This is a genomic window from Micromonospora sp. NPDC047134, assembly GCF_040643455.1.
In the GTDB taxonomy this organism is placed as follows: Bacteria; Actinomycetota; Actinomycetes; order Mycobacteriales; family Micromonosporaceae; genus Micromonospora.
The window spans coordinates 24,455-50,805 of sequence record NZ_JBEYUI010000027.1 but is presented as its reverse complement, the minus strand read 5'-3'; the positions used below and the strand labels follow the sequence as shown (position 1 = coordinate 50,805).

Below are 26,351 nucleotides of genomic sequence, written 5' to 3'. Positions count from 1 at the left end.
TACTGTCCGACAACCGATGCACCGACCGCCCAATCGGCGGATGTCGCCCTGCTGGGTGGACGCGAGAGGCTACCGGCGCTATCCCGTCCACCCTGGAGGCGAAGCGTGCCCACCATCTCCTTCCAGCGGCATCCCACCCGTAGCCGTAGAGCACGGGTCGGAGCCGTAGCGTTGGTAACTCTCGCGGCCGTACTGGCCGTGCCGAAGGCGGCCGAAGCGGCCGTACTGCCCGTGCCGGAAACCGGCACCCTGGTGTCGACGAATCCGGTAGACCAGACCCCGCACGCCCGTGACGGTGAGGCCCGCGCCTTCGCCGAGGTGGGCGACGACGTGTTCGTGGGTGGCAACTTCACCCAGATCCGGCAGACCGCCAGTTCTCCCTGGATCACCCAGCGTTACCTGTTCTCCTACAACCGCAGCACCGGCACCATCAACGCCACCTTCGTGCCGGACCTGGACGGCGCGGTCAACTCCCTGATCGCCGGGCCGGGCGGCACGCTGATCGTCGGTGGGACCTTCAAGAACGTCAACGGGGTGTCGCGTCGGAACCTGGTCGCCCTGGACCCGGCCACCGGCGAGACCATCGCCAGCTGGGTCGGCCGTTCCGACGGCGGCATGATCCGCGACATGGTGCTGCACGGCAACGACCTCTACCTGGCCGGTGCCTTCAACTGGATCAACGGCACGGCGCACTCCGGCATCGCCCGGATCAACGCCAGCACCGGTGCGATCGACCCGACCTTCAACGTCAACGCCACGGTCGGTCGGCACGGCACCAGTTCGTACGCCTGGACCATCGACATCACCCCGGACGGCAGCACCCTGGCCGTCGGCGGCAACTTCATGTTCGTCGACGACCTGCCCCGCAACCAGATGGTGCTGATCGACCTGACCGGCACCCCCAGCGTCATCGACTGGAGCACGGAGAGGTTCGTGTCGCCGTGCGGGGCGCCGACCACCTTCGTGCACTACGTGCAGGACCTGCGCTTCGGTGGGGACGGCAGCTGGTTCGTCGTCGGCACCAACGGTGGCACCGGCTGGCCGGCCGCCTACTGCGACGCTCTGGTCCGATTCGAGACCGCCAACCGGGGACCGAACCAGGTGGGCACCTGGGTCAACTACACCGGAAACGACACCATCACCTCGGTCGAGGTGGCCGACAACATCATCTACCTGGGCGGGCACTTCCGCTGGCTGAACAACCCCAACGCCAGCGACCGGGCCGGCGCGGGTGCGGTCGACCGGCTGGGTATCGGCGCGGTCACCCCGGCCACCGGCATGCCGGTCAACTGGAACCCCGGTCGCCGGGGCGGCAACGCCCTGCCTTCGGGGGCCAGCAACTGGGGCTCGCAGGTGCCGGTGATCTGGCGGGGCAGCACCGGTCTGTACTTCGGGCACAACTCCGACGGCATGGCCAACGAGTACCACGGTCGACTGGGCATGTTCCCGATCGCCGGTGGTCGGACCATCACTCCGCGGAACCCGTCGGCGGCCAGCTCCGGCAACCTGTACCTGGGTGTCACTGCGGGCGAGTTGGAGCGGGTGCCGTTCGACGGCACCACCGTCGGCACCCCGACCACGGTCAGCCAGCCCAACTACACCGGTGCCGGCGCGACCTGGGGTCTGGGGGACCGGATCTACTGGTCGCGGACCGTCCCCGGCAGCCCCACCGGCAGCCGGATCGACATCTCGATGTTCAACGGCGGCAATGTCGGGGTCCCGTGGGAGGCCTCCGGTTTCAACGACTGGTACAACCCGGCGAACCTGACCGGCGCCTTCTTCCTCGACGGTCGCCTCTACTACACCCGTACCGGGGCCAACGGGCTCTACTACCGGTACTTCGAGGTGGACGGCAACTACCTGGGCGCCACCGAGTTCAGCCTGCCGACCACCGGCGTGACCTGGTCGGCGGTGCGGGGGCTGGCCTGGGTCGACGGCAAGATCGTGTACGGTCACACCGACGGCAGTCTGCGCAGCGTGCCGTTCGACCCGACGGCCGCGCCTGCGGTCAACGGTGCGGACAGCACGGTGCTTACCACGGCCGCGGACGGACTGTCCTGGTCGATCCCCCGAATGTTCTTCGCGGTGCAGTAGGGGTGTACCCGTTGTAGCAGAAGGTCGGTAACTTGTTCAGGTCGGGCCGGCGGCGGATTCCGTCGCCGGCCCGAGCGTTGGGCGGAGCTGTCCCGCGGGCCGCTGCACCCGCGATGCTCCTTTTCGACAACGTAGCGACGGTGGCGTTCATGACTGATGCACAGCCCGGTGGTTGGTCCGGCGGTACGGTTGCGGCTCGTACGGTCACACTGACCGATATGTTGCGGGTTCCGCTGCACCGGATCCGGCTGGTGGCCGCGGTGGCGGTGCTGGGCCTGCTGGCGGCGCTCGGGTACGTCCTGCTGGTGCCGGGCGCGGTCAGTGCGAGCGCGGTGGTAGCGGTCCGTCCGGTGGTCACGGACGCCTTCACCCCCAGCGGGGCGGCGGCCGACCGGGCGGTGAACATGAACGTGGAGAGCGGCATCGCCACCGGCACGGAGGTGGTCCAGCGGCTGGCCGACGCGGGTGACCTGCATCCCCGTGAGGTGCGCAACGCCCTGGACGTGGAGGTACCCGCCGGGGGGCAGATCCTGCGTTTCACCTTCACCGCGAACTCCCCCGAGGCGGCGGTGTCCAGTGCCAACCTGGCCGCCCAGTCATACCTGGAAGTACGCCGGGCGATGTACGAACGGCAGCGCGAGGAGATGCTGCGTTCCTACGACGAGAGCATCGAGAAGGTCGCCGCCCAGCAGACCGCCCTGCAGAAGCGGGTGGCCAACGCCCGCGACGGGGCCCGGGACGCGGCCGTCGCCGAGCTCGCCGGCGTGAACAACCAGTTGACCCAGCTCAGCTCGGCCCGTACCGAGATCGCCGCGGTCGACGTCAATCCGGGCTGGGTGACCCAGACCGCGGAGAAGGCCCTGGTCTCCGCCGGTGGGCGGGGTCCTCTCTACCTGGCGGCCGGGCTGCTGGGTGGGCTGCTGCTCGGTGTCGTGCTGGCCTTCGTCTGGGAGTCCATGGACCGGCGGATCCGTTCGGTCGACGACGGGCGGGACGCCACCGGCCTGCCGCTGCTGGGCACGGTACGGGGGCAGGGGCTGTTCGGCCGGCGCCGACCGGTGGACGCCGACATCCGCTATGTGGCGATGGCCATCGCGGAGCGGGTCCGCGAACCGGCCCGGGTGGCCCTGCTGACGACCCGGGAGGATCAGACCACCCTCACCGCCGGTCTGGCGGTGGCCCTGGCGGCCACCGGCCGGGAGGTCTACGTGGCCGACGACAGCGGCCGGCTGGACCGGTTGCGGGCGACCGTGATGACGGACCGGGGTCGGCTGCCGGCCGCGGTCAACCAGGCCCGACCCACCATCCCCAAGCCCCGCCCGGACGGCACCGGCCCCATCGACGACATCACCGAGCAGATCGCGGTACGCCGTCCCTCCCCGCATCCCAACCCGGCCCGGCCCGGCACCGACCCGGAGGCGACCATGATGCTGCCCCGGATGAGCGGTGGCCCGGTGACCGCGAAGAGTCCGGTGGCCGAGCACCCCGACGAGGTGCCGGTGGGCGGCGGTGGGGTCCGCTTCGGCACCTGGCGACAGCGGGCCGCCAAGGGGCTGGTGCTGTTCAACGCCCCCCCGGCCGAGGCAGACGAGCGTGGCGTGGCCGCCGCCCGGCAGGGCACCGCGGTCGTGGTGGTCGAGCAGGACCGGACGAAGCAGGACGATCTGCGCCGTCTGGCGGAGCGACTGCGGGCCGCCGGAGTGGCCCCGCTGGGATTCGTGCTGACCCGCAGCGGCCGGGGGTGAGCGGTGCCCATCCTCAGCCCGCCGTCGGTCGAGGAGCCGGCCGGCGAGCGACCGGTGGCCCGGCTGGCCGCCCCGATGCTGCCCCGGCTGCCGGTGTGGCCCCTGGTGGTGATGTTCGGGCTGGTGCCGGTCTGGTGGGCGGCCGGAGCCTTCTATCTGGGCTGGTCCCTGCTGGGCGCGGTGCTGCTGGCCCTGCTGCTGGTGCGGGGTCGGGTGCCCCTGCCGCCGGCCACCGGGGTGTGGTTGTTGTTCCTGGCGCTGGTCGTGGTCAGTGCCACCCAACTGACCTCGGTCGGCTCGTTGCTCGCCTTCGGTCTGCGGCTGGGCTTCTACGTGACCGCCCTGGTGGTGGGGGTCTACGTGTACGCGGTGGCGCGGCAGGGCATCGACCTGGCCGCCCTGCTGGTGCCGATCTGCCTGTTCTGGTTCGGGTTGGTCCTGCTCGGCTGGTTGGGGGTGCTGGCGCCCCGGTTCAGCCTCAGCACACCGATGGAGATGCTGCTGCCCGGTGGCGTCTCCGGCAACCCCTACATCCAGGACCTGGTACGGGTCCGGGCCAGCGAGTTCAGTCCCCGCGCACTGAATCCCATCTTCCGGCCCTCGGCGCCGTTCCCGTACACCAACAACTACGGCAGCGCGTACGCGATGACCCTGCCGTGCGTGGTGGCCTTCGTCATGCTCCGTCGGCACGGCCTGCTGCGCTGGGCGTTGATCGTCTCCCTGCCGCTGTCGCTGGCCCCGGCCTTCTTCACCCTCAACCGGACGATGTTCGTCAGCCTAGGGGCGGGTCTGCTGGTGCTCGGGCTGCGGGCCGCCCGGCGCGGCAACGTCCGGGTCGGCGCCTCCGTGGTCGGTGTGCTGCTCATCGGTGGACTGGCCACCCTGTTCATCCCGGTCACCGAGATGATCGACAACCGGGTCGAGTCCAGCGACACCAACAGCGACCGGTTCGCCCTCTACGGGGAGGTGCTGCGGCGGGTGGCGGAGTCACCCTGGCTCGGCTACGGGTCACCGGCCACGGTCGACACGATCAGCGCCCCCGTTCCGGTGGGCACCCAGGGTCAACTGTGGATGGTGCTGTTCTGTCACGGCGTACCGGCGTTGTTGTTCTTTTTGGGGTGGTTCGTGCTCGCGGCGGTGCTCTGCGCCCGGGCCCGGTCGGCGGCCGGGCAGTGGCTGGCGGTGATTCCGGTGGTGTGTCTGGTGCAGATGCCGTTCTACGGCATGGCCAGCCCGAACCTCGCGGTGGCCTTCTTCGCCATCGCCCTCACCATGGCCCTGGTGGAACGGGAGGCCCGACCCGCCGGCCCGGCCCTGCCCCAGCCGTCGGCGGCGCCGGAGGCGGTGGCATGAGCGAGCCGGTCGTCAGGTGCGGCGCGGTGGTCCCGCCGGGCCCCATCCAGTCCAGCGGAAGGCCCTCATGAGCATTCCCGTGCACCCGGCCCCCCAGCCGGCCGGCACCGGCGAACCGGCCCAGGCGGCCGCGGACCGCGACGCCAGCGAGGCCCGCCGGGGCGCCCGCAGTGGCGCCGCCGGGCTGTTCGGTGCCGCCGTCAACGGGCTGATGGGCTTCGTGCTGGTGGTCGTCATCACCCGCGGCTACGGCACGGAGGGGTCCGGGGTCTTCTTCGCCGCGATCGGGGTGGTGACCGTGGCGGCCGCGTTGTGCGTGCTCGGCGCGGAAACCGGACTGATCTGGAGCCTGCCCCGGCGTCGGCTCGGTCCGCAGGGAGACGCCGCCCGGATGCTGCCGGTGGCGCTGATCCCGCCCCTGACGGCCGCCCTGGCGGTGGCCACCCTGGGGATCCTCGCCGCCGAGCCGCTGGCCCGCCGACTGCTGGACGGCGCGGGCGCCGAGGGCGGCGACCTGCTGCGGGTCAGTTTCGCCGCCGTACCGGTGGTCGTGGTGATGACCCTGCTGTTCGCGGTGCTGCGCAGCGTACGGCCGATGCGAGCGTATGTGGCGGTGCAGTCGGTGCTGCTGCCCACCGCCCGACCCCTGCTGATCGCCGCGGCCGTGCTGCTGGCCGGGGGTGGCCTGCTGGCCGGCCTGACGGGCTGGGCGGTGCCGGCGCTGATCGCCCTGCTGGTGACCTTCCTGCTGGTCGCCGGCCCGCTGGGACTGGGCCGGGGGGCCCGGCTGCGGGCCCGGCCGCAGGAGTGGGGCTCCTTCTGGCGGTTCGCCCTGCCCCGGGCCGCCTCGGCGGCGATCGACGCGGGGGCGGTCTGGGTCGGGGTGCTGCTGACCACCATGCTCGCCGGTGCGGCCGAGGCCGGCATCTTCGGCGCGGTCAGCCGCTACATCCTGGCCGGTCAACTCGCCATGCAGGGGCTGCGGGTGGCGGTGGCGCCACAACTGTCCCGGCTGTTCGGCCAGGACCGCCACGACGCGGCCGCCGCCCTGCACCGGCAGTTGACCACCTGGGCCCTGGTGCTGTCCTGGCCGGTGTACCTGCTGCTGGCGGTCTTCGGCGCGGGCTTCCTGGCCCTGTTCGGGTCCGGGTTCGCCGGTGGCGCCACCGCGATGACCGTGCTCGCGCTGGCCATGCTCGTCAACACCGGAGTGGGCAATGTGCAGAGCCTGCTGTTGATGAGCGGGCGCAGCGGGCTGCATCTGGTGGCGACCGTGGCCGGTCTGACGGTCACGGTCTCCCTGGGCCTGCTGCTGATCCCCGCCCACGGGGCCACCGGGGCGGCCTGGGCCTGGGCCGCCGGCATCGTCACGGAGAACCTGACGGCGGTGACCTTCGCCCGGCTGGTCGTCGGCCAGCCCCTGGCCGACCGGGGCATGGTGCGGGCCGCACTGATCACCGCGGGCGGGGTGGGCGCCACCGCGACCCTGGGCGTGCTGGTCGGCGGCCGGGGCATCGTCGGCCTGGCGGTGGCCCTGGCGGTGCTGGCCGCCGGTTGCGTCGGCTTGCTGACGTTGCCTCGGGTGCGTGCCGGCATCCGGGCGACCATGGTGCAGATCCGTGGCGGGGCGCCCAGCGCCTCGGCGCGACCCTCGAAAGGCAGGTGACATCGTCGTGGCGTCCATCCGCGACCGGGTGAAGCAGTTGGTGCCCACCCAGGTGACGAGCCGGGTGCGGGAGGGCCTCGTCGACTACGGGGTACGCACCAGCGACCGTCGGCCGCTCCCGGATTTCCTCATCATCGGCACCAAGCGGGGCGGTACGACCTCGCTGTGGAACTACCTCATCCAGCATCCCCTGGTGCCGCGCCTCTTCCCGGCCTGGAACACCAAGTCCTCGCACTACTTCGAGGAGAACTGGGGCCGGGGCGAGGCCTGGTACCGGTCGCACTTTCCGACCCAGCGGCACCGGGAGGCGCTGGAGAGCCGCCACGGTGGTCCGGTGCGGGTGGGTGAGGCCGCCCCGCTGTACATGTTCCATCCGCTGGCCGCGCAGCGGGTGGCCGCGCTGATGCCCCAGGTGAAGCTGATCGTGTTGCTGCGCGATCCGGTGGAGCGGGCGTACTCGCACTGGAAGGAGCGGCGGACCAACGGGGTGGAGCCGTTGGACTTCGCCGCCGCCCTGGCCGCCGAAGAAGAGCGTACGGCGGGGGAGCGGGAGCGGCTGATCGCCGAGCCGGAGTACTTCAGTGAGCCCTACGACTGGTACACCTACCGGGCCCGGGGCCGCTACCTGGAGCACCTGGAGCCCTGGCTCACCCACTTCGACCGGGGACAACTGCTCTTCCTGCCCAGCGAGGACCTGTACCGCGACGCCCGGGCCACCTACCGGCGCACCCTGGACTTCCTCGGGCTGCCGGCGTACGACCTGCCCGACTTCAAGGTCTACAACGATCGGCGTTCGGCACCCCTGGAACCGGCGCTACGCGCCGAGCTGACGGAGTACTACCGCCCGTACAACGAGGCGTTGCGGCAGCGACTGGGGCTGCACCTGGACTGGCCGGACCAGGTCTCGTGAGGCCGATCGGTGCCGGGCGCCGCCCCGGGGCCCTGCGGTGACCGCCGCGGCAGACCTGCGGAGCCGCGAGGACGGACTGGGGTGGGTCACCCGGGCCGTCTTCGGTGACGAGCGGATAGCCCTGGCGGTGGACGCCCCGGCTCCGGCCGGGCACACCGTGGTGGCCCGCTACGCGGTCGTCCCCTCGGTGGACCGGGCCCGGTTCCTGCTGCCGCTGGGCTCCTCCCGGGCCACGGCGGCGGCGCTGCTGGCGTACAACGCGTTGCGGCCGGCCAAGGTGCGGGCCGTGCGGGCGGCCCTGGGCATGGCGGCCCGCTCCGGGATGCTGGCCCGGGCGCCCTTTCCGGTGCTGACCGTCGCCGTGCCGGCCGCCCTGGACCCGGCCGAGGTGCTGCTCGCCGAGCGGCTGGCCGCCGAGTTGGGTGGCCCCCGGGCGTACGCGGCCTGCGGGGTGCGTCCCCCGGACCCCAACCACAAGCCGACCCTGCAACTGTTCGACCACGCCGGCACCCCGCGCGGCTACGCCAAGATCGGCTGGAACGAGGCCACCCGGGCCCTGGTCACCGCCGAGGCGGCGGCCCTGCGCGAGGTGGCCGAGGTGGCCGGCACCGCCGGGCATCCGGGCACCCCCCGGCTGCTGGCCGAGACCAACTGGGCCGGACAGGCGGTAGCCCTGGTCGAGCCGCTGCCCACCGGGGTACGCGGAATGCCGGTCGAGGCCGAACCGGAGCTGGCGGCCCTGCTGGCGGTGGCCCGCCGGGGCCGGACGCCGGCACCGGCCCGCCCCCTGGCCGGCTCCGCCTTCCTGGCCCGGTTGACCGCGCAGGCCCAGCGGGCGGCCGAGAAGGACCCGGCCACCGGGGGGCGGGCGGTGGCGGCCGTGGCCGACCTGGCCCGCCGGCACGGGGAGGTGGCCGTCGAGTTCGGCCACTGGCACGGCGACTGGGTGCCGTGGAACCTCGGTCGGCACGCCGGTGGGCTGGTCGCCTGGGACTGGGAGCACAGCGGACCGGACGTACCGGTCGGGTTCGACCTGGCCCACGACGCCTTCCAGCGCTCCCTGGTGTTGCGGGGGGAACCGGCCGCGACCGCGGCCGAGCAGGTACGCCGATGGCTGGACCGGTACGGCGACCGGCTGGGTCTGGACCCGGCCCGCCGCCACCTGGTCGCCGACGCCTACCTGGTGGAGATGTGGCTGCGTACCTGGCGTCTGGCCGACGCCGGGGCCGGCTGGAATCCGGCGTTGCATCCGGCGCTGCTGGACGTCGTCGAGAAACGACAGTGAGAGAGGAGTCGGGCCACCGCTGGGAGTGCGACCCGACCCGGTGCAGGCACAGCGGACTTGTGGGGAGTCGCGTGGACAACTTCGACAACGACCGGCAGCGGTCACAGTTGCTGCTGGTCGGGTCGAGCGGTGGGCATCTGGCCCAACTGCTCGCCCTGAAACCCTGGTACGAGACCTGGCAACGCTGCTGGGTGACCTTCGACACCCCGGAGGCGGTGTCCCTGCTGGCCGGGGAGGACCTGATCCCGGCCTACCATCCGACCACCCGCAACGTGCGCAACCTGCTGCGCAACACCCTGCTGGCGGCCCGGGTGCTGCGCCGACGGCGGATCGCCGCCGTGGTGACCACCGGGGCCGGGGTGGCCCTGCCCTTCGTCGTGCTGGCCCGGCTCCGCCGGATCCCCACGGTCTACATCGAGGTCTACGACCGGATCGACACCCCGACCCTGACCGCCCGGCTGTGTCGGCCCTTCCTGTCGAAGATGCTCGTGCAGTGGGAGGAGCAGCGCCGCCAGTACCCGGAGGCCACCGTCGTGGGGACCCTGCTGTGAGCGGCGAGGCGACCCACACGGAGGAGCAGTTCGGCGGGGACCGGGCCAAGGTGCAGATCCCGGCCCCCCGCGAGGGTGGCCGGGTCGGCCGGGCCCAGCTGCTGGTGGCGGTCGGCACCGACAAGCATCCCTTCGACCGGCTGGTCGGCTGGCTGCGGGAGTGGTACGGCGAGGTCGCCGACGAGGTGGTGCTGACCGTGCAGCACGGCCACACCCGGGTCGAGGGTCTGCCGGACGCGGTGCCCTTCCTGGGGCACGCCGAGTTGCAGACCGCGATGGCCGGGGCCGACCTGGTGGTCTGCCACGGCGGCCCGGCGACCATCCTGGAGGCCCGTCGGCACGGACACCTGCCGATCGTGGTGCCCCGGGACCCGAGCCTCGGTGAGCATGTCGACAACCACCAGCAGTTGTTCGCCCGCCGCCTCGGCGCGGCCGGCCTGGTGGCGCTCTGCGAGTCCCGGCAGGAACTGCTGGCGGCGCTGACCGCCGGGCTGGCCGACCCGGGCCGGTTCGCGGTGACGGTGGACGCCGAGGCGGCCGAGGCGCAACGCGCCGCGGTACGCCGGGTGGGCGTGATCGTCGAGGAGTTGGTGGCCGAGGCCGCGCAGCGGCGTCACCGGCCCCGATGGCGGCCGTGGCGCGGGCCCGGCCCGAACGGAAGGCACAAGCAATGACCGCGTACCCGAGCGTCACCGCCGTCGTCCCCACCCGGGACCGTCCCGAACTGCTCCGGGCGGCGGTGCGGGCCATCGTCGGGCAGGACTATCCGGGGCAGGTCGAGACCGTCGTGGTGTACGACCAGTCCGAGCCGGACCCCGCCCTGGCCGAGTTGTCCGCCCCGGACCGGCCGGTCCGGGTGGTGACCAACACCCGCACCCCGGGACTGGCCGGGGCCCGCAACTCCGGCACCATGGCCGCCACCGGGGACCTGATCGCCTTCTGCGACGACGACGACGAGTGGCTGCCGGGCAAGCTGGCGGCCCAGGTCGAGGCCCTGAACGCGGTGCCCGGGGCGGAGTTCGTCAGCTGCGGCATCCGGGTCAGCTACGACGGGCACACCGTCGAGCGGGTATTGGAACGCGACTCGATCAGCCTGGCCGACCTGCTGCGGGACCGGATGACCGAACTGCACCCCTCGACCTTCCTGATCCGGGCGGCGGCCCTGCGCGACGGGTTCGGGCTGGTCGACGAGGAGATCCCGGGCAGCTACGCCGAGGACTACGAGTTCCTGCTGCGGGCCGCCCGCAGCGCCCCGCTGGTCAACCTGCGCACCCCGTACGTGCTGGTGCGCTGGCACAAGCGGTCGTACTTCGCCCAGCGCTGGGACACCATCTCCGAGGCGTTGCAGTGGCTGCTGGACCGCTATCCCGAGTTCGCCACCCAGCCGGCGGGACAGGCCCGGGTCACCGGGCAGATCGCCTTCGCCCGAGCCGCCTCCGGGGATCCTCGGGGGGCCCTGCGCTGGGCCCGGCAGACCATCCGCCGCAATCCGCGTGAGCCGCGGGCGTACCTGGCGCTGGCGGTGGCCGGCCGGGTGGTCCGGGCCGACGCCGTCCTGCGCACCCTGCACAAGCGCGGCCGGGGCATCTGACCATTCCACCTTCACCCCTACCGAAGGATCAGTCGATGGCACTTCACTCGCTCAGATTCCGTCTGGTCGACTCACCCAACTCCTACGGGGCACGACGGCGTGCCCAACGGGCCGCCTGGTTGTCGCAGACCTTCCCCGACCTCGCCGAGATGAGCGTCCTGGACCTCGGCGGACGGGTGGAGAGCTGGACCAAGGTGCCGGTCCGCCCGGCCCGGGTCCATGTCGTCAACCTGGAGCCCCTGCCGGCGCAGTTGCCCGACTGGGCCGAGGCCGATCACGCCGATGCCTGCGAGCTGCCGAAGGAGATCCTCAGCCGCCGGTACGACCTGGTCTTCAGCAACAGTGTGCTGGAGCACGTCGGGGGCCACGAACGTCGTCGCCGGATGGCGGAGGCGATCCGGGAGATGGCCCCGGCCTACTGGGTGCAGACCCCCTACCGGTACTTCCCGGTGGAGCCGCACTGGGTGGCCCCCGGCATGCAGTTCCTGCCGGTGCCGGCCCGGGCCCTCGTGGCCCGCAAATGGCCGCTGGCGTACACCCCCGGCAAGTCCTACGACGCGGCGATGCGGCAGGTGCTCACCACGGAGCTGATCGGCCGGGCGGAGATGCGGTACCTGTTCCCGGACGCCACCATCCGCGCCGAGCGCCTGCTGGGCCTGACCAAGTCGATCATCGCGATCCGCAAATAGCGCACGCGCTGGCGCCGCACGCGGGTGTGGCGCCGGTGCCGCCCCTGCGACCTCGGCGTACCCCCAGGTCCGGGACGGTGAGTCCGTAGGGCGGGACCGTGCGAGGCCGCGGACACCGGGCGTGACACACTCATGGCTGTGTTGCGCTGGCTTACCGCAGGGGAATCACACGGACCCGCCCTCGTCGCATTGCTGGAGGGGGTGCCGGCCGGGATCGAGGTGACCTCCACCGAGATCGCCGGGGAACTGGCCCGCCGCCGGCTCGGCTACGGCCGGGGGGCACGGATGGCCTTCGAGCAGGACGAGGTCGAGGTGATCGGCGGCCTGCGGCACGGGGTGACCCTGGGCAGCCCGGTCGCCATCCGGGTCGGCAACTCCGAATGGCCCAAGTGGCGCACCGTGATGGCCGCCGACCCGGTCGATGCCGAGGAACTGGCCAGCCAGGCCCGCAACGCCCCGCTGACCCGACCCCGGCCGGGCCACGCCGACCTGGCCGGCATGCAGAAGTACGGCCACACGGACGCCCGGCCGATCCTGGAGCGGGCCAGCGCGCGGGAGACCGCCGCCCGGGTGGCCGTCGGCACGGTGGCCAAGGCGCTGCTGCGGCAGGCCCTCGACGTGGAGATCGTCTCGCACGTCGTGGAGCTGGGCCCGGTGAGCGTCAAGGCGGGGCTGCGCCCCCGACCGGAGGACGCCGAGCGCATCGACGCCGACCCCCTGCGCTGCCTCGACCCGGAGGCCAGCGCCCGGATGGTCGCCGAGGTCGACGCCGCCAAGAAGGCCGCGGACACCCTGGGTGGGGTGGTCGAGGTGCTGGCCTACGGGGTGCCGCCCGGCCTGGGCAGCCACGTGCAGTGGGACCGCAAGCTCGACGCCCGGCTGGCCACCGCCCTGATGTCGATCCAGGCGATCAAGGGTGTGGAGATCGGCGACGGCTGGCAGCAGGCCCGCTCACGCGGCTCCGAGGCCCACGACGAGATCATCAACACCGCCACCGGGGTACGCCGGGTCACCGACCGGGCCGGTGGCCTGGAGGGCGGCATCACCACCGGCGAGCCGTTGCGGGTCAAGGCCGCCATGAAGCCCATCTCCTCCCTGAACCGGGCCCTGGCCACGGTCGACATCACCACCGGTGAGCCGGCCACCGCGATCAACCAGCGTTCCGACGTCTGCGCGGTACCGGCCGCCGCCGTCGTCGCCGAGGCGATGGTGGCCCTGGTGCTGGCCGAGGCGGCGGTGGAGAAGTTCGGCGGTGACTCGATCGCCGAGATGCGCCGCAACCTGTCCGGCTACCTGGACGCGCTGGTGATCCGGTGACCGGTTCGACCCGTCCGGTCTGTGTGCTGGTCGGCGCCCCCGGCTCCGGCAAGACCACCGTCGGGCAGTTCCTCGCCGCCGAGTTGGGGGTGGAGTTCCGCGACACCGACACCGACATCGAACGCCAGGCCGGCAAGCCGATCCCGGAGATCTTCGTCGACGAGGGCGAGGAGCACTTCCGGGCCCTGGAACGGGCGGCCGTGGCCGCGGCCCTGGCCTCCTGCGCGGGGGTGCTGGCCCTCGGCGGAGGGGCGGTGCTGGACGAGCAGACCCGCGCCGCGCTGATCGGGCACCGGGTGGTGCACCTGTCGGTGGAGTTGACCGACGCGGTGAAGCGGGTGGGTCTGGGTGTCGGGCGTCCGTTGCTGGCGATCAACCCACGGGCCACCCTGAAGTACCTGCTGGAGCAGCGTCGCCCCCTCTACGCCGAGGTGGCGACCGAGACCGTGGTGACCGACGGTCGTACCCCCGCCGAGGTCGCCGCCGAGATCCTCCCCCTGCTCAAGTAACCGCTGACGCGGCGGCCGGTGTCGGCACCCGGCGCGGCTGCGGGCGCCAACTGGCCAACAGGGCCAGGGCCAGCAGGATCTCGGCCAGGTCCCCGCCGTAGTACATCACCGCCGCACCGGAGCGCAGCTGCTCCGGCGAAGCGGGTACATCGACCAGTAGTCCCGCGTACAACAGCTGGGCCAGGCTGGCGTGCGCGACGATCGCGGCGCCGAGCACCACCAGCCGCACCGGTACGCGGGCCCGGTGCCGGTAGGGCTCCGGACCGGCGATCGACCAGGTGAACAGCAACCCGCTGAGCAGGAAGTGCAGGTTGACCAGGTCGTGCAGCGCAGAGCTGCTGAAAGTGGCCCGGTACAGGGGAGTCAGGTACAGCAGCCACAGCCCACCGGCGGTGAGCAGCAGCCCGGTGACCGGGTGCAGAAGAGTCCGCGCCACCGGATGTCCCAGCGCCCGCAGCGCCGCCCGCCCGAACCGCCGGTCGACCGTACGCAACAGCAGAGTGCCGGGGGCGCCGAGCACCAGACCCAACGGGGCGAGCATGCCGAGCAGCAGGTGCTGCCACATGTGTGCGGCGAACCCCTCGACCGGCAGCAGCAGGGCGGTGGCGAGCAGGGCGCACCCGGTGGCGAAGGCCGCCGTACGCCAGTGGCTCCAACCGGCCCGGTCCGGTTCGCGCTGTCGCAACGCGGCAGCCAGATAACACCACCCCACCACCAGGGGTACGAGCAGCGCCGGGCCGACCGTCGTGGGGTGCTGGGCGGTGTGCGTCAGGCTCATCGGTGTCGACGTACGGTCGACGAATCCTCGTCGCAGAGGTCCACCGCGGTGGCCCGGCGCTGCACCAGCAGGCCGACCACGATCAGCACCACCCCCAGGGCGAGGAAACCCAGGTCCCACCAGAGTCGATGCGACCCGGGGCGGACGTGGTGGATGGCCAGCAGGTGATGGTTGACGACGCCCTCGACCAGGTTGAACAGTCCCCACCCGAGCAGCGCCCAGCCCCACAACATCGGCGAGCGCCACAGTCGTCCTCGGGACCGGGTCACCCGGGCATAGAGCATCGCCAGGCCGGTCAGCACCGCCACCCAGGTGACCACGTGGAAGAGCCCGTCCCACAGGGTGTTCATCTGCAACCCGGCCACGGTGTCCACCGGGTACTCGCGGATCCCGATGTTGTCGGCACCGGTGTTGCTGAGCAGGTGATGCCACTGGAGCACCTGATGCAGCAGGATGCCGTCGACGAAGCCGCCGAGCCCGACGCCGAGGATGGCGGCCGGCAGCCGGATGTCGGCCCCGTCGATCGTTCGCTCGGTCATGGGCGTCTCCCTGGTGGTCTGCGATGCTGCTGCCCTGCCCCGAGCGGGCAGCGGTAAACCTGCGTTCCACACCTCGGGCACCCCCGGACGGATCCGGTCGAGGCGGTCATCGGTGGGCTAGGCTCCCGGCGATGGACAAGGTGACCCGGATCCCGGTCGGCGGCGAGCAGCCGTACGACGTGCTGGTCGGCCGTGGCCTGCTCGACACGCTGCCCGGTCTGCTGCCCGACGCCACCCGGGTGGCGGTGCTGCACGCCCCGCCACTGAAGGAGTTGGCCGATGCGATCTCCGACCGGCTGGGTGCCGCCGGCCTGACACCGCTGCCGATAGAGGTGCCCGACGCCGAGGCCGGCAAACATGTCGATGTCGCGGCGGCCTGCTGGGACCGGCTGGGGGCGGCCGGTTTCACCCGTACCGACGCGGTTGTCGGGGTGGGCGGCGGCGCGGTCACCGACCTGGCCGGCTACGTTGCCGCCTGCTGGCTGCGCGGGGTGCGGTGGGTGCCGGTGGCCACCTCCCTGCTCGGCATGGTCGACGCGGCGGTGGGCGGCAAGACCGGCATCAACACCACGGCCGGCAAGAACCTGGTCGGCGCCTTCCACCCCCCGGTGGGGGTGTTGGCCGACCTCAGCACCCTGGACACCCTGCCACCGGCGGACCTGGCCGCCGGCCTGGCCGAGGTGGTCAAGTGCGGCTTCATCGCCGACCCGGCCATCCTGGACCTGGTCGAGCGGGACCCGGCCGGGGCGGTCGACCCCACCGGCCCGGCGACCCGGGAGCTGATCGAGCGGGCCATCCGGGTCAAGGCCGAGGTGGTCGGGGGAGACCTGCGCGAGTCCGGCGTACGCGAGGTGCTCAACTACGGGCACACCCTGGCCCACGCGATCGAGAAGGTCGAGGGGTACCGCTGGCGGCACGGTCATGCCGTCTCGGTCGGCCTGATCTACGCCGCCGAACTGGCCCGTCTCGCCGGCCGACTGGACCCGGACACCGCCGCCCGGCACCGCGCGGTGCTGACCGCGCTCGACCTGCCCACCCGGTACGCGGCCGAGGCCTGGCCCCGCCTGCTGGAGACCATGCGGGTCGACAAGAAGGCCCGCGGCAACCTGCTGCGGTTCGTGGTGCTCGACGGCCTGGCCCGACCGGCGCTGCTGGAGGGGCCCGACGACGACCTGCTGCGAGCCGCCTACGCTGCGGTGTCGGCACCGGAAGGTGGCTCGGCATGAAGGTGTACGTGTTCAACGGACCCAACCTGGGCCGCCTGGGCACCCGCCAGGTAGAAGTCTACGGGGCGACCAGCTACGCCGACCTGGTGCAGCTCTGCGAGTCGACCGGGCGAAAGCTGGGCTTGGAGGTCGTCGTACGGCAGACCGACGCCGAGCATGAACTGCTCGGCTGGCTGCACGCGGCCGCGGACGAGGGTGCCGCCGTGGTGCTCAACCCGGCGGCCTGGTCGCACTACTCCATCGCGGTACGGGACGCCTGCGCCATGCTCCGGGGGCCGCTGGTGGAGGTGCACCTGTCCAACATCCACGCCCGGGAGCAGTTCCGGCACCACTCCGTCGTCTCGGCGGTGGCGACCGGGGTGATCTGCGGGCTCGGTGTGGACGGCTACCGCCTGGCCCTGCACCACCTGGCCTACCGCCGCGACCAGAACGGCTGAGGTCCTGCTGGTCATCCCGCTGGGCCGACGCGTCCCGCTCAGCCGCGGAGAGGCTGGACACCGCGACTACCCTCCGCTTTCGTCGCGCTGAGTGAGATCCTGGCCTCCCTCCCGACTGCCCCCCGCCTCCTTTGCTCTGCTTCAACGGACGCAACAGCCGCTGAGCAGCGCCATCGTGCCGTGGGTTGGCGGGGGTCGCGGCCCTGTTGTCACAGGGTGTGACCGTTGCGTGGGTTGAAGCAGAGCAAAGGGCGGGAGGGGGTGGGACTGCGGGAGAGGGAGTGGTTACCGAGGGTGGTGGGTGGGGCCTCGATGGGTCGAGGGGACGGCCGGTGGGTCCGCGCCCGGCTAGTAGACTTGCTAGGTCTGTCCGCCAAATGACGATCAAGGCAGGAAATGGCCACCACCAACGACCTGAAGAACGGCCTGGTACTCAACCTCGACGGGGAGCTCTGGGCCGTCGTCGAGTTCCAGCACGTCAAGCCCGGTAAGGGTGGTGCGTTCGTGCGTACCACGCTGAAGAACGTGCTCTCCGGCAAGGTCGTCGACAAGACCTTCAACGCGGGCACCAAGGTCGAGACCGCGACCGTGGACAAGCGCACCATGCAGTACCTCTACGCCGACGGCGAAGACTACGTCTTCATGGACATGGAGACCTTCGACCAGATCACCGTCCCGGGCGCCACGGTCGGCGATGCCGCCAACTACCTGCTGCCCGAGGCCGAGGCGACTGTGGCCACCCACGAGGGGGTGCCGCTCTACGTCGAGCTGCCGACCTCCGTGGTGCTGGAGATCACCTACACCGAGCCGGGCCTTCAGGGCGACCGGTCCACCGGTGGCAACAAGCCGGCGACGGTGGAGACCGGCGCGACCGTACAGGTGCCGCTCTTCATCACCACCGGCGAGAAGATCAAGGTCGACACTCGCGACGGCCGTTACCTCGGCCGCGCCTGATGGCCGAGGGTCCGAAGCAGCAGATGCCGGCGCGCCGCAAGGCGCGCAAGCGGGCGCTGGACGTGCTCTTCGAGGCCGACCTGCGTGATCGTCCGCCGGTCGAGGTGCTGGCCGGCTACATCGAGCGGATCGAGAAGCCGCGCCCGGACCATCTGGGGTACGCGGTCGGCCTGGTCGAGGGGGTGGCCGGTCACCTCGACCGGATCGACGAGTTGATAGCCAGCTACGCCGAGGGCTGGACCCTGGACCGGATGCCGGTGGTGGACCGCAACCTGGCCCGCATCGCGGTCTACGAGCTGCTCTACATCGACGAGATCGACGACGCGGTGGCGATCAGTGAGGCCGTGGAGTTGGCCCGGCAGATGTCCACGGACGACTCTCCCCGGTTCCTCAACGGCCTGCTCGGCCGCATCGCCGAGTACGCCACCCGCTGACCCCTCCTCGCACCGAGGAGGGCTCCGCAACGAAGAAAGGCCCGCGCCATCCGGCGCGGGCCTTTCGTGCTGTGGGGGGTCAGGAGGCGAAGAACGCCCGGGGGTCGGCGACCAGCACGCCGTGCTCGGTCAGCCGCTCGATCAGGCCGGAGGGGGAGGCGTCGTAGACGATCGCGAGGGCGCGCAGGTCGTCGGCGCGGATGGACAGCACCCGGCCGTTGTAGTCACCGCGCTGCTGCTGGATGGCCCGGGCGTACCGCGCCACGTAGGCGAGTTCCTCGCTGGCCTCGTCGTAGAGCCGCTCCAGGTCCAGAACGATCTTGCTGGTGGGCTCGTGCCGCACCCCACTGCCGTCCGGCAGCAGCTCCGAGACCGGGACGCGGTAGAACTCGGCCAACTCGGCCAAGCGGGACACCGTGACGGCCCGGTCGCCGCGCTCGTACGAGCCGACCACAACCGCCTTCCAACGCCCGTTCGACTTCTCCTCCACGCCCTGCAGGGACAGACCCTGCTGCTGGCGGATGGAGCGCAGGCGGGCGCCCAGAGACTTGGCGTATTCAGAGGGCATTCGGACACTCCCAGTGCTGCTCGGGGTTCTCCCAGCGATCGCTACGGAGCGTGACGGTACGGGGATTCGTAAACGTGGTCAAGTGGTGCTGAGACTCCAGTTGGGCACCCCGGTCGACTTGTCCCGTTCTGCCCGCTGAACCGATACGTCGACCGGTCCTCCGCCGACGTGGCCTGAGCCACTCGTGCCCGACCGTGGTCACGGCAACGACCACTGGTAACGTGGCCCAAGCCCTCCCGCCGGCCGCAACCCGGCTGACCTGGAGGATCCGACATCCTTTAACGACCCGTCCCGTGAGGCGGGGAAGGAGGTCCGCCGTGGCCTACCCACCGGCTGCCCACCCGTCGCCGCCGCGACAACCCTCGGTGAAGGTGATTTTGACCAGCGCCGAGGTGCAGCGGGTCGTCGACCGGATCGCCCACCAGATCCTGGAGAAGACCCAGGGGGCGTCGGACACCGTACTGCTCGGTGTGCCGACCCGGGGCGCTCCGCTGGCTCGCCGACTCGCCGACCGGATCAACGCCTTCGAGGGCATAGCGGTACCCGTAGGGGTGCTCGACATCACCCTCTACCGCGACGACCTGCGGCGCAACGCCACCCGGGCGGTCGGCCCGACCCAGGTGCCGCCCGGCGGGATCGACGGCATGCGGGTGATCCTCGTCGACGATGTGCTCTTCTCCGGCCGTACGGTGCGCGCCGCCCTCGACGCCCTGGGGGATTTGGGGCGCCCGGCGTCCGTACAACTCGCGGTGCTGGTCGACCGGGGCCACCGGCAACTGCCGATCCGCGCCGACTACGTCGGCAAGAACATCCCCACCGCCCTGGCCGAGAGCGTGAAGGTGACCCTCGCCGAGACCGACGGTGCCGACGAGGTCCGGCTCTACGCGGAGGACGCCCTCTCATGATCAGGCACCTGCTCTCCGGCGCCGACCTGGACGCCGACACCGCCCTGCAGATCCTGGACACCGCCGCGGAGATGGCAGCCGTCTCCGGCCGTGAGGTCAAGAAGCTGCCCGCGCTGCGCGGGCGTACGGTGGTCAACCTCTTCTACGAGGACTCCACCCGGACCCGGATCTCCTTCGAGGCGGCGGCCAAGCGGCTCAGCGCCGACGTGATCAACTTCTCGGCCAAGGGGTCCAGCGTCGCCAAGGGGGAGAGCCTCAAGGACACCGCGCTGACCCTGCAGGCCATGGGGGCCGACGCGGTGGTCGTCCGGCACCCGGCCTCCGGCGCCCCGCACCGGCTGGCCGACTGGGTCGACGGTTCCGTGGTCAACGCCGGCGACGGTACCCACGAGCATCCCACCCAGGCGCTGCTGGACGCGTACACCATGCGCTCCCGGATGGGCCGGCTGGCCGGCCTGTCCGTGGCCGTCGTCGGTGACGTGCTGCACTCGCGGGTGGCCCGGTCGAACGTGCTGCTGCTGTCCACCCTGGGTGCCAAGGTCACCCTGGTCGGGCCGCCCACCCTGATCCCGGTCGACATCTCCGCCGCCCTGGCCCCCGGTACCGCCGTCTGCTACGACCTGGACGCCGTACTGCCCTCGACGGACGTGGTGATGATGCTGCGGGTGCAGCGGGAGCGGATGGGCGACTCCTACTTCCCCTCCGCCCGCGAGTACGCCCGCCGCTACGGCCTGGACGGCACCCGGATGCGCCGGCTGCCGGAGCACGCGATCGTCATGCACCCCGGTCCGATGAACCGGGGCATGGAGATCACTCCGGAGGTGGCCGACTCGCCCCGCTCCACCATCGTCGAACAGGTCACCAACGGGGTCTCCGTGCGGATGGCCGTCCTCTACCTGCTGCTCGGGGGAAACAACCGGTGAACTCGTACCTGATCAAGAACGTCAGTGTGCTCGGCGCGGCACCTACCGACCTGCTGCTGCGCGACGGCATGGTCGCCGAAGCCGGCCCGGGGCTGTCCGCGCCGGAGGCCACCGTGCTCGACGCCACCGGCCTGGTGGCCCTGCCCGGCCTGGTCGACCTGCACACCCACCTGCGTGAGCCCGGGCGGGAGGACGCCGAGACCGTGGAGACCGGTTCCCGGGCGGCGGCGCTGGGCGGCTACACCGCGGTCTGCGCGATGGCCAACACCTCCCCGGTGGCCGACACCGCCGGAGTGGTCGAGCAGGTCTGGCGGCTAGGCCGGGAGGCCGGGCTGGTCGACGTGCAGCCGATCGGCGCGGTCACCGTAGGGCTGGCCGGCGAGCGGCTGGCCGAGTTGGGGGCGATGGCCGACTCCGCCGCCCGGGTCCGGATCTTCTCCGACGACGGGCACTGTGTGGCCGACCCCCGGCTGATGCGCCGGGCCCTGGAGTACGTCAAGGCCTTCGACGGCATCATCGCCCAGCACGCCGAGGAGCCCCGGCTCACCGAGGGCGCGCAGATGCACGAGGGTGAGGTCTCCACCCGGCTGGGCCTGACCGGCTGGCCGGCCGTGGCCGAGGAGGCGATCATCGCCCGGGACGTGCTGCTGGCCGAGCACGTCGGCAGCCGACTGCACGTCTGCCACCTCTCCACCGCCGGCAGTGTCGAGGTGCTGCGCCAGGCGAAGGCGCGGGGGGTCCGGGTCACCGCCGAGGTGACCCCGCACCACCTGCTGCTCACCGACACCCGGGCGGAGACCTACGACCCGGTGTACAAGGTCAACCCACCGCTGCGGACCGCCACGGACATCGCCGCCCTGCGGGCCGCGCTGGTCGAGGGGGTGATCGACATCATCGCCACCGACCACGCCCCGCACGCCGTGGAGGACAAGGAGTGCGAGTGGGCGTACGCCCGCCCGGGAATGCTCGGGCTGGAGACGGCGCTGTCGATCGCCCTAGAGGTGCTCGGCCCCGAGTGGGATCTGATCGCCGAGCGGATGTCCCGCACCCCGGCCCGCATCGCCGGGCTGACCGAACACGGGCACGACCCCGCCCCCGGAGCCCCGGCCAACCTGACCCTGGTCGACCCGGCGGCCCGCCGGACGATCGACCCGGCGGAGTCGGCCAGTCGCAGCCGCAACACCCCGTACGCCCGGATGACGCTGCCGGGTCGCATCGTGGCGACCTTCCTGCGCGGCGAGGCGACGGTCCTGGACGGAAAGGCAGTCAAGTGAGTCGTAGGCGTTCGGCGATTCTCGTCCTGGAGGACGGGCGCACCTTCCACGGCGAGGCCTACGGCAGCGTCGGGGAGACCTTCGGTGAGGCGGTCTTCAACACCGGGATGACCGGCTACCAGGAGACCCTGACCGACCCCTCGTACTACCGGCAGGTCGTGGTGCAGACCGCCCCGCACATCGGCAACACCGGTGTCAATGACTCCGACGACGAGTCCCGGCGGATCTGGGTGGCCGGCTACGTGGTGCGGGACCCCGCACGGATCAGCTCCAACTGGCGTGCCACCGGCGGGCTGGAGGACCGGCTGGCCACCGAGGGGATCGTCGGCATCAGCGGGGTGGACACCCGGGCCCTGACCCGGCACCTGCGCGACCGGGGCGCCATGCGGGTCGGCATCTCCAGCATCGACGACGACCCCCGCGCCCTGCTGGCCCGGGTCCGCCAGTCGCCGCACATGGTCGGCGCGGACCTGTCCGCCGAGGTGAGCACGACCGCGCCGTACGTGGTGCCGGCCGAGGGGGAGCACCGGTTCACGGTGGCCGCTCTGGACCTGGGCATCAAGCGCAACGTGCCGCGTCGGCTCGCCGCCCGGGGGGTTACCACCCACGTGCTGCCGGTGACGGCGACCATCGACGATCTGCTGGCCACCGGGGCGGACGCGGTCTTCTTCTCACCCGGCCCGGGTGACCCGGCGACCGCCGACGGGCCGGTCAAGCTGGCCCGTGAGGTGCTGCGTCGGAAGGTGCCCTTGTTCGGCATCTGCTTCGGCAGCCAGATCCTCGGCCGGGCGCTGGGCTTCGGCACCTACAAGCTCGGCTACGGCCACCGGGGCATCAACCAGCCGGTGCTGGACCGGATGACCGGCAAGGTCGAGGTGACCAGCCACAACCACGGCTTCGCCGTGCAGGTGCCCGGGGTGGCCCCGGGTGCGGTCGTGCCCGACCAGGTCATCGAGACCGAGTTCGGGGGCGTACAGGTCAGCCATGTCTGCCTCAACGACAACGTGGTCGAGGGGCTGCGGGCCCTGGAGGTCCCGGCCTTCACCGTGCAGTACCACCCGGAGGCGGCGGCCGGTCCGCACGACGCGGACTACCTCTTCGACCGTTTCGCCGAATTGATCGAGGGCCGGAACCACAGCAAGGGGCGCAGCAATGCCTAAGCGCGACGATCTCAAGCACATCCTGGTGATCGGCTCCGGGCCGATCGTCATCGGGCAGGCCTGCGAGTTCGACTACTCCGGCACCCAGGCCTGCCGGGTGCTGCGCAGCGAGGGGATCCGGGTCAGCCTGGTCAACTCGAACCCGGCCACGATCATGACGGATCCGGAGTTCGCCGACGCCACCTACGTCGAGCCGATCACCCCGGAGTTCGTCGAACTGGTCATCGCCAAGGAGCGGCCGGACGCGGTGCTGCCCACCCTGGGCGGGCAGACCGCGCTGAACACCGCGGTCGCCCTGCACGAGGCCGGGGTGCTGGAGAAGTACGGTGTCGAGCTGATCGGCGCCAACATCGACGCGATCCGTCGCGGCGAGGACCGGCAGCTGTTCAAGGACATCGTGGCCAAGGCGGGCGTACAGCTCGGCATGGCGGATCCCACGAGCCTGGTGCCCCGCTCAAGGGTCTGCCACTCGATGGACGAGGTCCGCGAGACCGTCGTCGAGCTGGGCCTGCCGGTGGTGATCCGGCCGTCGTTCACCATGGGCGGCCTCGGCTCCGGCATGGCGCACAACGACGAGGACCTGGAGCGCATCGCCGGCTCGGGGCTGGCCGCCAGCCCGGTGCACGAGGTGCTGATCGAGGAGAGCGTGCTCGGCTGGAAGGAGTACGAGCTCGAACTCATGCGGGACCGCCACGACAACGTGGTGGTGGTCTGCTCGATCGAGAACATCGACCCGATGGGCGTGCACACCGGCGACAGCGTCACGGTGGCACCGGCCATGACCCTGACCGACCGCGAGTTCCAGCGCCTGCGTGACCTGGGCATCGCGGTGCTGCGGGAGGTCGGGGTGGACACCGGCGGCTGCAACATCCAGTTCGCGATCAACCCGGCCGACGGGCGGATCGTGGTCATCGAGATGAACCCCCGGGTGTCCCGCTCCTCGGCGCTGGCCTCCAAGGCGACCGGCTTCCCGATCGCGAAGATCGCCGCGAAGCTGGCCATCGGCTACACCCTCGACGAGATCCCGAACGACATCACCCGCAAGACCCCGGCGGCCTTCGAGCCGACCCTGGACTACGTGGTGGTGAAGATCCCCCGGTTCGCCTTCGAGAAGTTCCCCGGCGCGGATCCGGAGCTGACCACCACGATGAAGTCCGTCGGCGAGGCGATGAGTCTCGGCCGCAACTTCAGCGAGGCCCTGAACAAGGCGATGCGGTCCATGGAGACCAAGGCCGCCGGGTTCTGGACGGTGCCCGACCCGGTCGGCGCGACCAAGGAGAACACCCTCGCCGCCCTGGCCACCCCGCACGACGGTCGGCTCTACACGGTGGAGCGGGCGCTGCGCCTGGGTGCCTCGATCGCGGAGGTCACCGCGGCCTCCGGTGGGATCGACCCCTGGTTCGTGGACCAGATCGCCGCATTGGTGGAGTTGCGCGCGGAGATCGTGGCCGCCCCGGTGCTGGACGGCGAACTGCTGCACCAGGCCAAGCGAGCCGGCCTGTCCGACCGCCAGTTGGCCGCGCTGCGTCCGGAACTGGCCGCCGAGGACGGGGTACGGACCCTGCGTCAACGGCTGGGAATCCGACCGGTCTACAAGACGGTGGACACCTGCGCCGCCGAGTTCGAGGCCACCACCCCGTACCACTACTCCTCGTACGACGCGGAGACCGAGGTGGTCGGCTCGGACCGGCCCAAGGTGCTGATCCTGGGTTCCGGGCCGAACCGGATCGGGCAGGGCATCGAGTTCGACTACTCCTGCGTGCACGCCGTGCAGGCGTTGCGGGGTACGGGTTCCGGGGCCGGGTTCGAGACCGTGATGGTCAACTGCAACCCGGAGACGGTCTCCACCGACTACGACACCGCCGACCGTCTCTACTTCGAGCCGTTGACCTTCGAGGACGTGCTGGAGGTCTGGTACGCGGAGGACTCCTCCGGCCGGGCGGCCGGAGGGCCGGGCGTGGTGGGCGTGATCGTGCAACTGGGCGGGCAGACCCCCCTCGGGTTGGCGCAGCGGCTCAAGGACGCCGGGGTACCGGTGGTCGGCACCTCCCCGGAGTCGATTCACCTGGCCGAGGAGCGGGGCGCCTTCGGGGCCCTGCTGGCCCGGGCCGGTCTGCGGGCCCCGGACCACGGCACCGCCACCTCGTACGAGGAGGCCAAGGAGATCGCCGACACGATCGGCTACCCGGTGCTGGTCCGGCCGTCGTACGTGCTGGGCGGGCGGGGGATGGAGATCGTCTACGACGACGCCACCCTGCGTGACTACATCGGGCGGGCCACGGACATCTCCCCGGACCACCCGGTGCTGGTCGACCGGTTCCTCGACGACGCCATCGAGATCGACGTGGACGCCCTCTGCGACGCCGACGGGGAGGTGTACCTCGGCGGGGTGATGGAGCACATCGAGGAGGCCGGCATCCACTCCGGCGACTCCTCCTGCGCCCTGCCGCCGATCACCCTGGCCGGCTCCCATGTGGCACAGGTCCGCCGGTACACCGAGGCGATCGCCCGGGGCATCGGGGTACGCGGCCTGCTCAACGTGCAGTACGCGTTGAAGGACGACACCCTGTACGTGTTGGAGGCCAACCCGCGCGCCTCGCGTACGGTGCCGTTCGTCTCCAAGGCCACCGCGGTGCCGCTGGCCAAGGCGGCGGCCCGGATCGCCCTCGGGGCGACCATCGCCGAACTGCGGGCGGAGGGTCTGCTGCCGGCGACCGGGGACGGTGGCACCCTGCCGCTGGACGCCCCGGTAGCGGTCAAGGAGGCGGTCCTGCCCTTCAAGCGCTTCCGGACCCCGGCCGGCAAGGGGGTGGATTCCCTGCTCGGCCCGGAGATGAAGTCGACCGGCGAGGTGATGGGCATCGACACCGCCTTCGGGTACGCCTTCGCCAAGTCCCAGTCGGCCGCGTACGGTGACCTGCCGACCCAGGGCAAGATCTTCGTCTCGGTGGCGAACCGCGACAAGCGCAGCATGATCTTCCCGGTGAAGCGCCTGGCCGATCTGGGCTTCGAGATCGTCGCGACGGCCGGTACTGCCGAGGTGCTGCGTCGGCACGGCATCGCCTGCGAGCTTGCCCCCAAGCACTACGAGGCCGGCTCCGACGACGACGCGGTGTCGCTGATCCGCAACGGCCGGATCGCTCTGGTGATCAACACCCCGCAGGGTTCCGGTGCCAGCGCCCGTTCCGACGGCTACGAGATCCGCAGCGCCGCGGTGACCGCTGACATCCCCTGCATCACCACGGTCCCCGGTGCCGCCGCCGCGGTCATGGGCATCGAGGCCCGCATCCGTGGCGACATGCAGGTCCGCCCCCTCCAGGCCCTCCACGCCACCCTCCGGACCCCCCAATGACCACCCCACCCACCCCCACCCCCTCACCCCACCCCGCTCCCTGTCGGTTGATCATGAGGTTGGCGGCAGTGGAGGAGATCCACACCGCCGT

24 protein-coding genes are annotated in these 26,351 nt (G+C 71.6%); 21 read left to right on the top strand and 3 right to left on the bottom strand.

What is annotated here, in order from left to right; translation table 11 throughout:
- Positions 1–171 precede the first annotated feature (171 nt).
- The 12 genes from ABZ795_RS25015 (at position 172) to ABZ795_RS24960 (ending at position 13,710) form a co-directional block, all read left to right on the top strand.
- Positions 172–2,094 carry a hypothetical protein gene (locus tag ABZ795_RS25015; protein ID WP_357532095.1) on the top strand — a complete coding sequence of 641 codons (1,923 nt, stop codon included), beginning with the start codon at positions 172–174 and terminating at the stop codon, positions 2,092–2,094.
- 149 nt (positions 2,095–2,243) lie between these two features.
- On the top strand, positions 2,244–3,839 hold the full coding sequence (locus ABZ795_RS25010; protein WP_357532094.1) for a lipopolysaccharide biosynthesis protein: 1,596 nt from the start codon (positions 2,244–2,246) through the stop codon (positions 3,837–3,839).
- A gap of 75 nt (positions 3,840–3,914) precedes the next feature.
- Positions 3,915–5,192: an O-antigen ligase family protein gene (locus ABZ795_RS25005; RefSeq protein WP_357532108.1), complete on the top strand. Its 1,278-nt coding sequence runs from the start codon at positions 3,915–3,917 to the stop codon at positions 5,190–5,192.
- 67 nt (positions 5,193–5,259) lie between these two features.
- Positions 5,260–6,858 (top strand): lipopolysaccharide biosynthesis protein, encoded by a 1,599-nt coding sequence (locus ABZ795_RS25000; protein WP_357532093.1) that lies wholly within the window; start codon positions 5,260–5,262, stop codon positions 6,856–6,858.
- 7 nt (positions 6,859–6,865) lie between these two features.
- Positions 6,866–7,768 carry a sulfotransferase domain-containing protein gene (locus ABZ795_RS24995; RefSeq protein ID WP_327026761.1) on the top strand — a complete coding sequence of 301 codons (903 nt, stop codon included), beginning with the start codon at positions 6,866–6,868 and terminating at the stop codon, positions 7,766–7,768.
- Between the two features lie 37 nt (positions 7,769–7,805).
- Entirely contained in the window at positions 7,806–9,053 is a 1,248-nt protein-coding gene (locus ABZ795_RS24990) for a hypothetical protein (protein ID WP_357532092.1), read from the top strand.
- Between the two features lie 71 nt (positions 9,054–9,124).
- Positions 9,125–9,604: a UDP-N-acetylglucosamine--LPS N-acetylglucosamine transferase gene (locus ABZ795_RS24985; protein WP_327026759.1), complete on the top strand. Its 480-nt coding sequence runs from the start codon at positions 9,125–9,127 to the stop codon at positions 9,602–9,604.
- A 50-nt stretch (positions 9,605–9,654) separates the two neighbouring features.
- Positions 9,655–10,278 carry a glycosyltransferase gene (locus ABZ795_RS24980; RefSeq protein ID WP_357532107.1) on the top strand — a complete coding sequence of 208 codons (624 nt, stop codon included), beginning with the start codon at positions 9,655–9,657 and terminating at the stop codon, positions 10,276–10,278.
- A complete protein-coding gene (locus ABZ795_RS24975; RefSeq protein ID WP_327026758.1) occupies positions 10,275–11,195 on the top strand; it encodes a glycosyltransferase family A protein in 921 nt (306 codons plus the stop codon). The genes ABZ795_RS24980 and ABZ795_RS24975 overlap by 4 nt, the downstream gene beginning before the upstream one ends.
- A gap of 35 nt (positions 11,196–11,230) precedes the next feature.
- On the top strand, positions 11,231–11,884 hold the full coding sequence (locus tag ABZ795_RS24970) for a class I SAM-dependent methyltransferase (RefSeq protein WP_357532091.1): 654 nt from the start codon (positions 11,231–11,233) through the stop codon (positions 11,882–11,884).
- A 138-nt stretch (positions 11,885–12,022) separates the two neighbouring features.
- Positions 12,023–13,201, top strand: a complete 1,179-nt coding sequence (gene aroC, locus ABZ795_RS24965; RefSeq protein WP_357532090.1) for a chorismate synthase — start codon at positions 12,023–12,025, stop codon at positions 13,199–13,201.
- Complete coding sequence (locus ABZ795_RS24960; RefSeq protein ID WP_357532089.1) at positions 13,198–13,710, top strand: shikimate kinase; 513 nt, start codon at positions 13,198–13,200, stop codon at positions 13,708–13,710. Before aroC ends, ABZ795_RS24960 begins: the two co-directional genes overlap by 4 nt.
- Here ABZ795_RS24960 and ABZ795_RS24955 read toward each other — a convergent pair.
- Positions 13,703–14,488 carry a cytochrome c oxidase assembly protein gene (locus ABZ795_RS24955; protein ID WP_357532088.1) on the bottom strand — a complete coding sequence of 262 codons (786 nt, stop codon included), beginning with the start codon at positions 14,486–14,488 and terminating at the stop codon, positions 13,703–13,705. The two genes, ABZ795_RS24960 and ABZ795_RS24955, sit on opposite strands and share 8 nt — an antisense overlap.
- A complete protein-coding gene (locus ABZ795_RS24950; protein ID WP_327026753.1) occupies positions 14,485–15,027 on the bottom strand; it encodes a DUF2243 domain-containing protein in 543 nt (180 codons plus the stop codon). Before ABZ795_RS24950 ends, ABZ795_RS24955 begins: the two co-directional genes overlap by 4 nt.
- A 131-nt stretch (positions 15,028–15,158) precedes the next feature.
- Here ABZ795_RS24950 and aroB point away from each other — a divergent pair, with 131 nt between their 5' ends.
- From aroB to nusB, 4 genes are all read left to right on the top strand, one after another.
- The gene (gene aroB / locus ABZ795_RS24945) at positions 15,159–16,253 is read left to right on the top strand and encodes a 3-dehydroquinate synthase (protein WP_357532087.1); all 1,095 of its coding nucleotides are present in this window, start codon (positions 15,159–15,161) and stop codon (positions 16,251–16,253) included.
- Positions 16,250–16,690, top strand: coding sequence for a type II 3-dehydroquinate dehydratase (gene aroQ / locus ABZ795_RS24940; RefSeq protein WP_327026751.1), 441 nt, complete (start codon positions 16,250–16,252; stop codon positions 16,688–16,690). Before aroB ends, aroQ begins: the two co-directional genes overlap by 4 nt.
- Positions 16,691–17,086: 396 nt before the next feature.
- On the top strand, positions 17,087–17,644 hold the full coding sequence (gene efp, locus ABZ795_RS24935; protein WP_327026750.1) for an elongation factor P: 558 nt from the start codon (positions 17,087–17,089) through the stop codon (positions 17,642–17,644).
- A 23-nt stretch (positions 17,645–17,667) separates the two neighbouring features.
- Positions 17,668–18,078 carry a transcription antitermination factor NusB gene (nusB, locus tag ABZ795_RS24930; protein ID WP_357532106.1) on the top strand — a complete coding sequence of 137 codons (411 nt, stop codon included), beginning with the start codon at positions 17,668–17,670 and terminating at the stop codon, positions 18,076–18,078.
- A 79-nt stretch (positions 18,079–18,157) separates the two neighbouring features.
- Here nusB and ABZ795_RS24925 read toward each other — a convergent pair whose 3' ends face one another.
- Positions 18,158–18,646 (bottom strand): transcriptional regulator, encoded by a 489-nt coding sequence (locus ABZ795_RS24925; RefSeq protein WP_117229180.1) that lies wholly within the window; start codon positions 18,644–18,646, stop codon positions 18,158–18,160.
- A gap of 317 nt (positions 18,647–18,963) precedes the next feature.
- Here ABZ795_RS24925 and pyrR point away from each other — a divergent pair, with 317 nt between their 5' ends.
- The 5 genes from pyrR to carB are packed head-to-tail and all read left to right on the top strand — an operon-like array spanning position 18,964 to position 26,260.
- Positions 18,964–19,551 carry a bifunctional pyr operon transcriptional regulator/uracil phosphoribosyltransferase PyrR gene (gene pyrR, locus ABZ795_RS24920; protein ID WP_327026749.1) on the top strand — a complete coding sequence of 196 codons (588 nt, stop codon included), beginning with the start codon at positions 18,964–18,966 and terminating at the stop codon, positions 19,549–19,551.
- Positions 19,548–20,474, top strand: a complete 927-nt coding sequence (locus tag ABZ795_RS24915) for an aspartate carbamoyltransferase catalytic subunit (protein ID WP_327026748.1) — start codon at positions 19,548–19,550, stop codon at positions 20,472–20,474. Before pyrR ends, ABZ795_RS24915 begins: the two co-directional genes overlap by 4 nt.
- Positions 20,471–21,748, top strand: a complete 1,278-nt coding sequence (locus tag ABZ795_RS24910; RefSeq protein ID WP_357532086.1) for a dihydroorotase — start codon at positions 20,471–20,473, stop codon at positions 21,746–21,748. The genes ABZ795_RS24915 and ABZ795_RS24910 overlap by 4 nt, the downstream gene beginning before the upstream one ends.
- Positions 21,745–22,908: a glutamine-hydrolyzing carbamoyl-phosphate synthase small subunit gene (carA, locus tag ABZ795_RS24905; RefSeq protein WP_357532085.1), complete on the top strand. Its 1,164-nt coding sequence runs from the start codon at positions 21,745–21,747 to the stop codon at positions 22,906–22,908. The genes ABZ795_RS24910 and carA overlap by 4 nt, the downstream gene beginning before the upstream one ends.
- Positions 22,901–26,260: a carbamoyl-phosphate synthase large subunit gene (gene carB / locus ABZ795_RS24900; RefSeq protein WP_357532084.1), complete on the top strand. Its 3,360-nt coding sequence runs from the start codon at positions 22,901–22,903 to the stop codon at positions 26,258–26,260. Before carA ends, carB begins: the two co-directional genes overlap by 8 nt.
- Positions 26,261–26,351 lie beyond the last annotated feature (91 nt).

Coding starts and splice junctions, on each gene's coding strand:
- ABZ795_RS25005 (WP_357532108.1), top strand. CDS start 3,915: ATGCTGCCCCGGCTGCCGGTGTGGCCCCTGGTGGTGATGTTCGGGCTG.
- ABZ795_RS24925 (WP_117229180.1), bottom strand. CDS start 18,646: ATGCCCTCTGAATACGCCAAGTCTCTGGGCGCCCGCCTGCGCTCCATC.
- ABZ795_RS24970 (WP_357532091.1), top strand. CDS start 11,231: ATGGCACTTCACTCGCTCAGATTCCGTCTGGTCGACTCACCCAACTCC.
- ABZ795_RS24950 (WP_327026753.1), bottom strand. CDS start 15,027: ATGACCGAGCGAACGATCGACGGGGCCGACATCCGGCTGCCGGCCGCC.
- carB (WP_357532084.1), top strand. CDS start 22,901: ATGCCTAAGCGCGACGATCTCAAGCACATCCTGGTGATCGGCTCCGGG.
- aroB (WP_357532087.1), top strand. CDS start 15,159: ATGGACAAGGTGACCCGGATCCCGGTCGGCGGCGAGCAGCCGTACGAC.
- ABZ795_RS24955 (WP_357532088.1), bottom strand. CDS start 14,488: ATGAGCCTGACGCACACCGCCCAGCACCCCACGACGGTCGGCCCGGCG.
- ABZ795_RS24915 (WP_327026748.1), top strand. CDS start 19,548: ATGATCAGGCACCTGCTCTCCGGCGCCGACCTGGACGCCGACACCGCC.
- nusB (WP_357532106.1), top strand. CDS start 17,668: ATGCCGGCGCGCCGCAAGGCGCGCAAGCGGGCGCTGGACGTGCTCTTC.
- aroQ (WP_327026751.1), top strand. CDS start 16,250: ATGAAGGTGTACGTGTTCAACGGACCCAACCTGGGCCGCCTGGGCACC.
- efp (WP_327026750.1), top strand. CDS start 17,087: ATGGCCACCACCAACGACCTGAAGAACGGCCTGGTACTCAACCTCGAC.
- ABZ795_RS24975 (WP_327026758.1), top strand. CDS start 10,275: ATGACCGCGTACCCGAGCGTCACCGCCGTCGTCCCCACCCGGGACCGT.
- ABZ795_RS25010 (WP_357532094.1), top strand. CDS start 2,244: ATGACTGATGCACAGCCCGGTGGTTGGTCCGGCGGTACGGTTGCGGCT.
- ABZ795_RS25000 (WP_357532093.1), top strand. CDS start 5,260: ATGAGCATTCCCGTGCACCCGGCCCCCCAGCCGGCCGGCACCGGCGAA.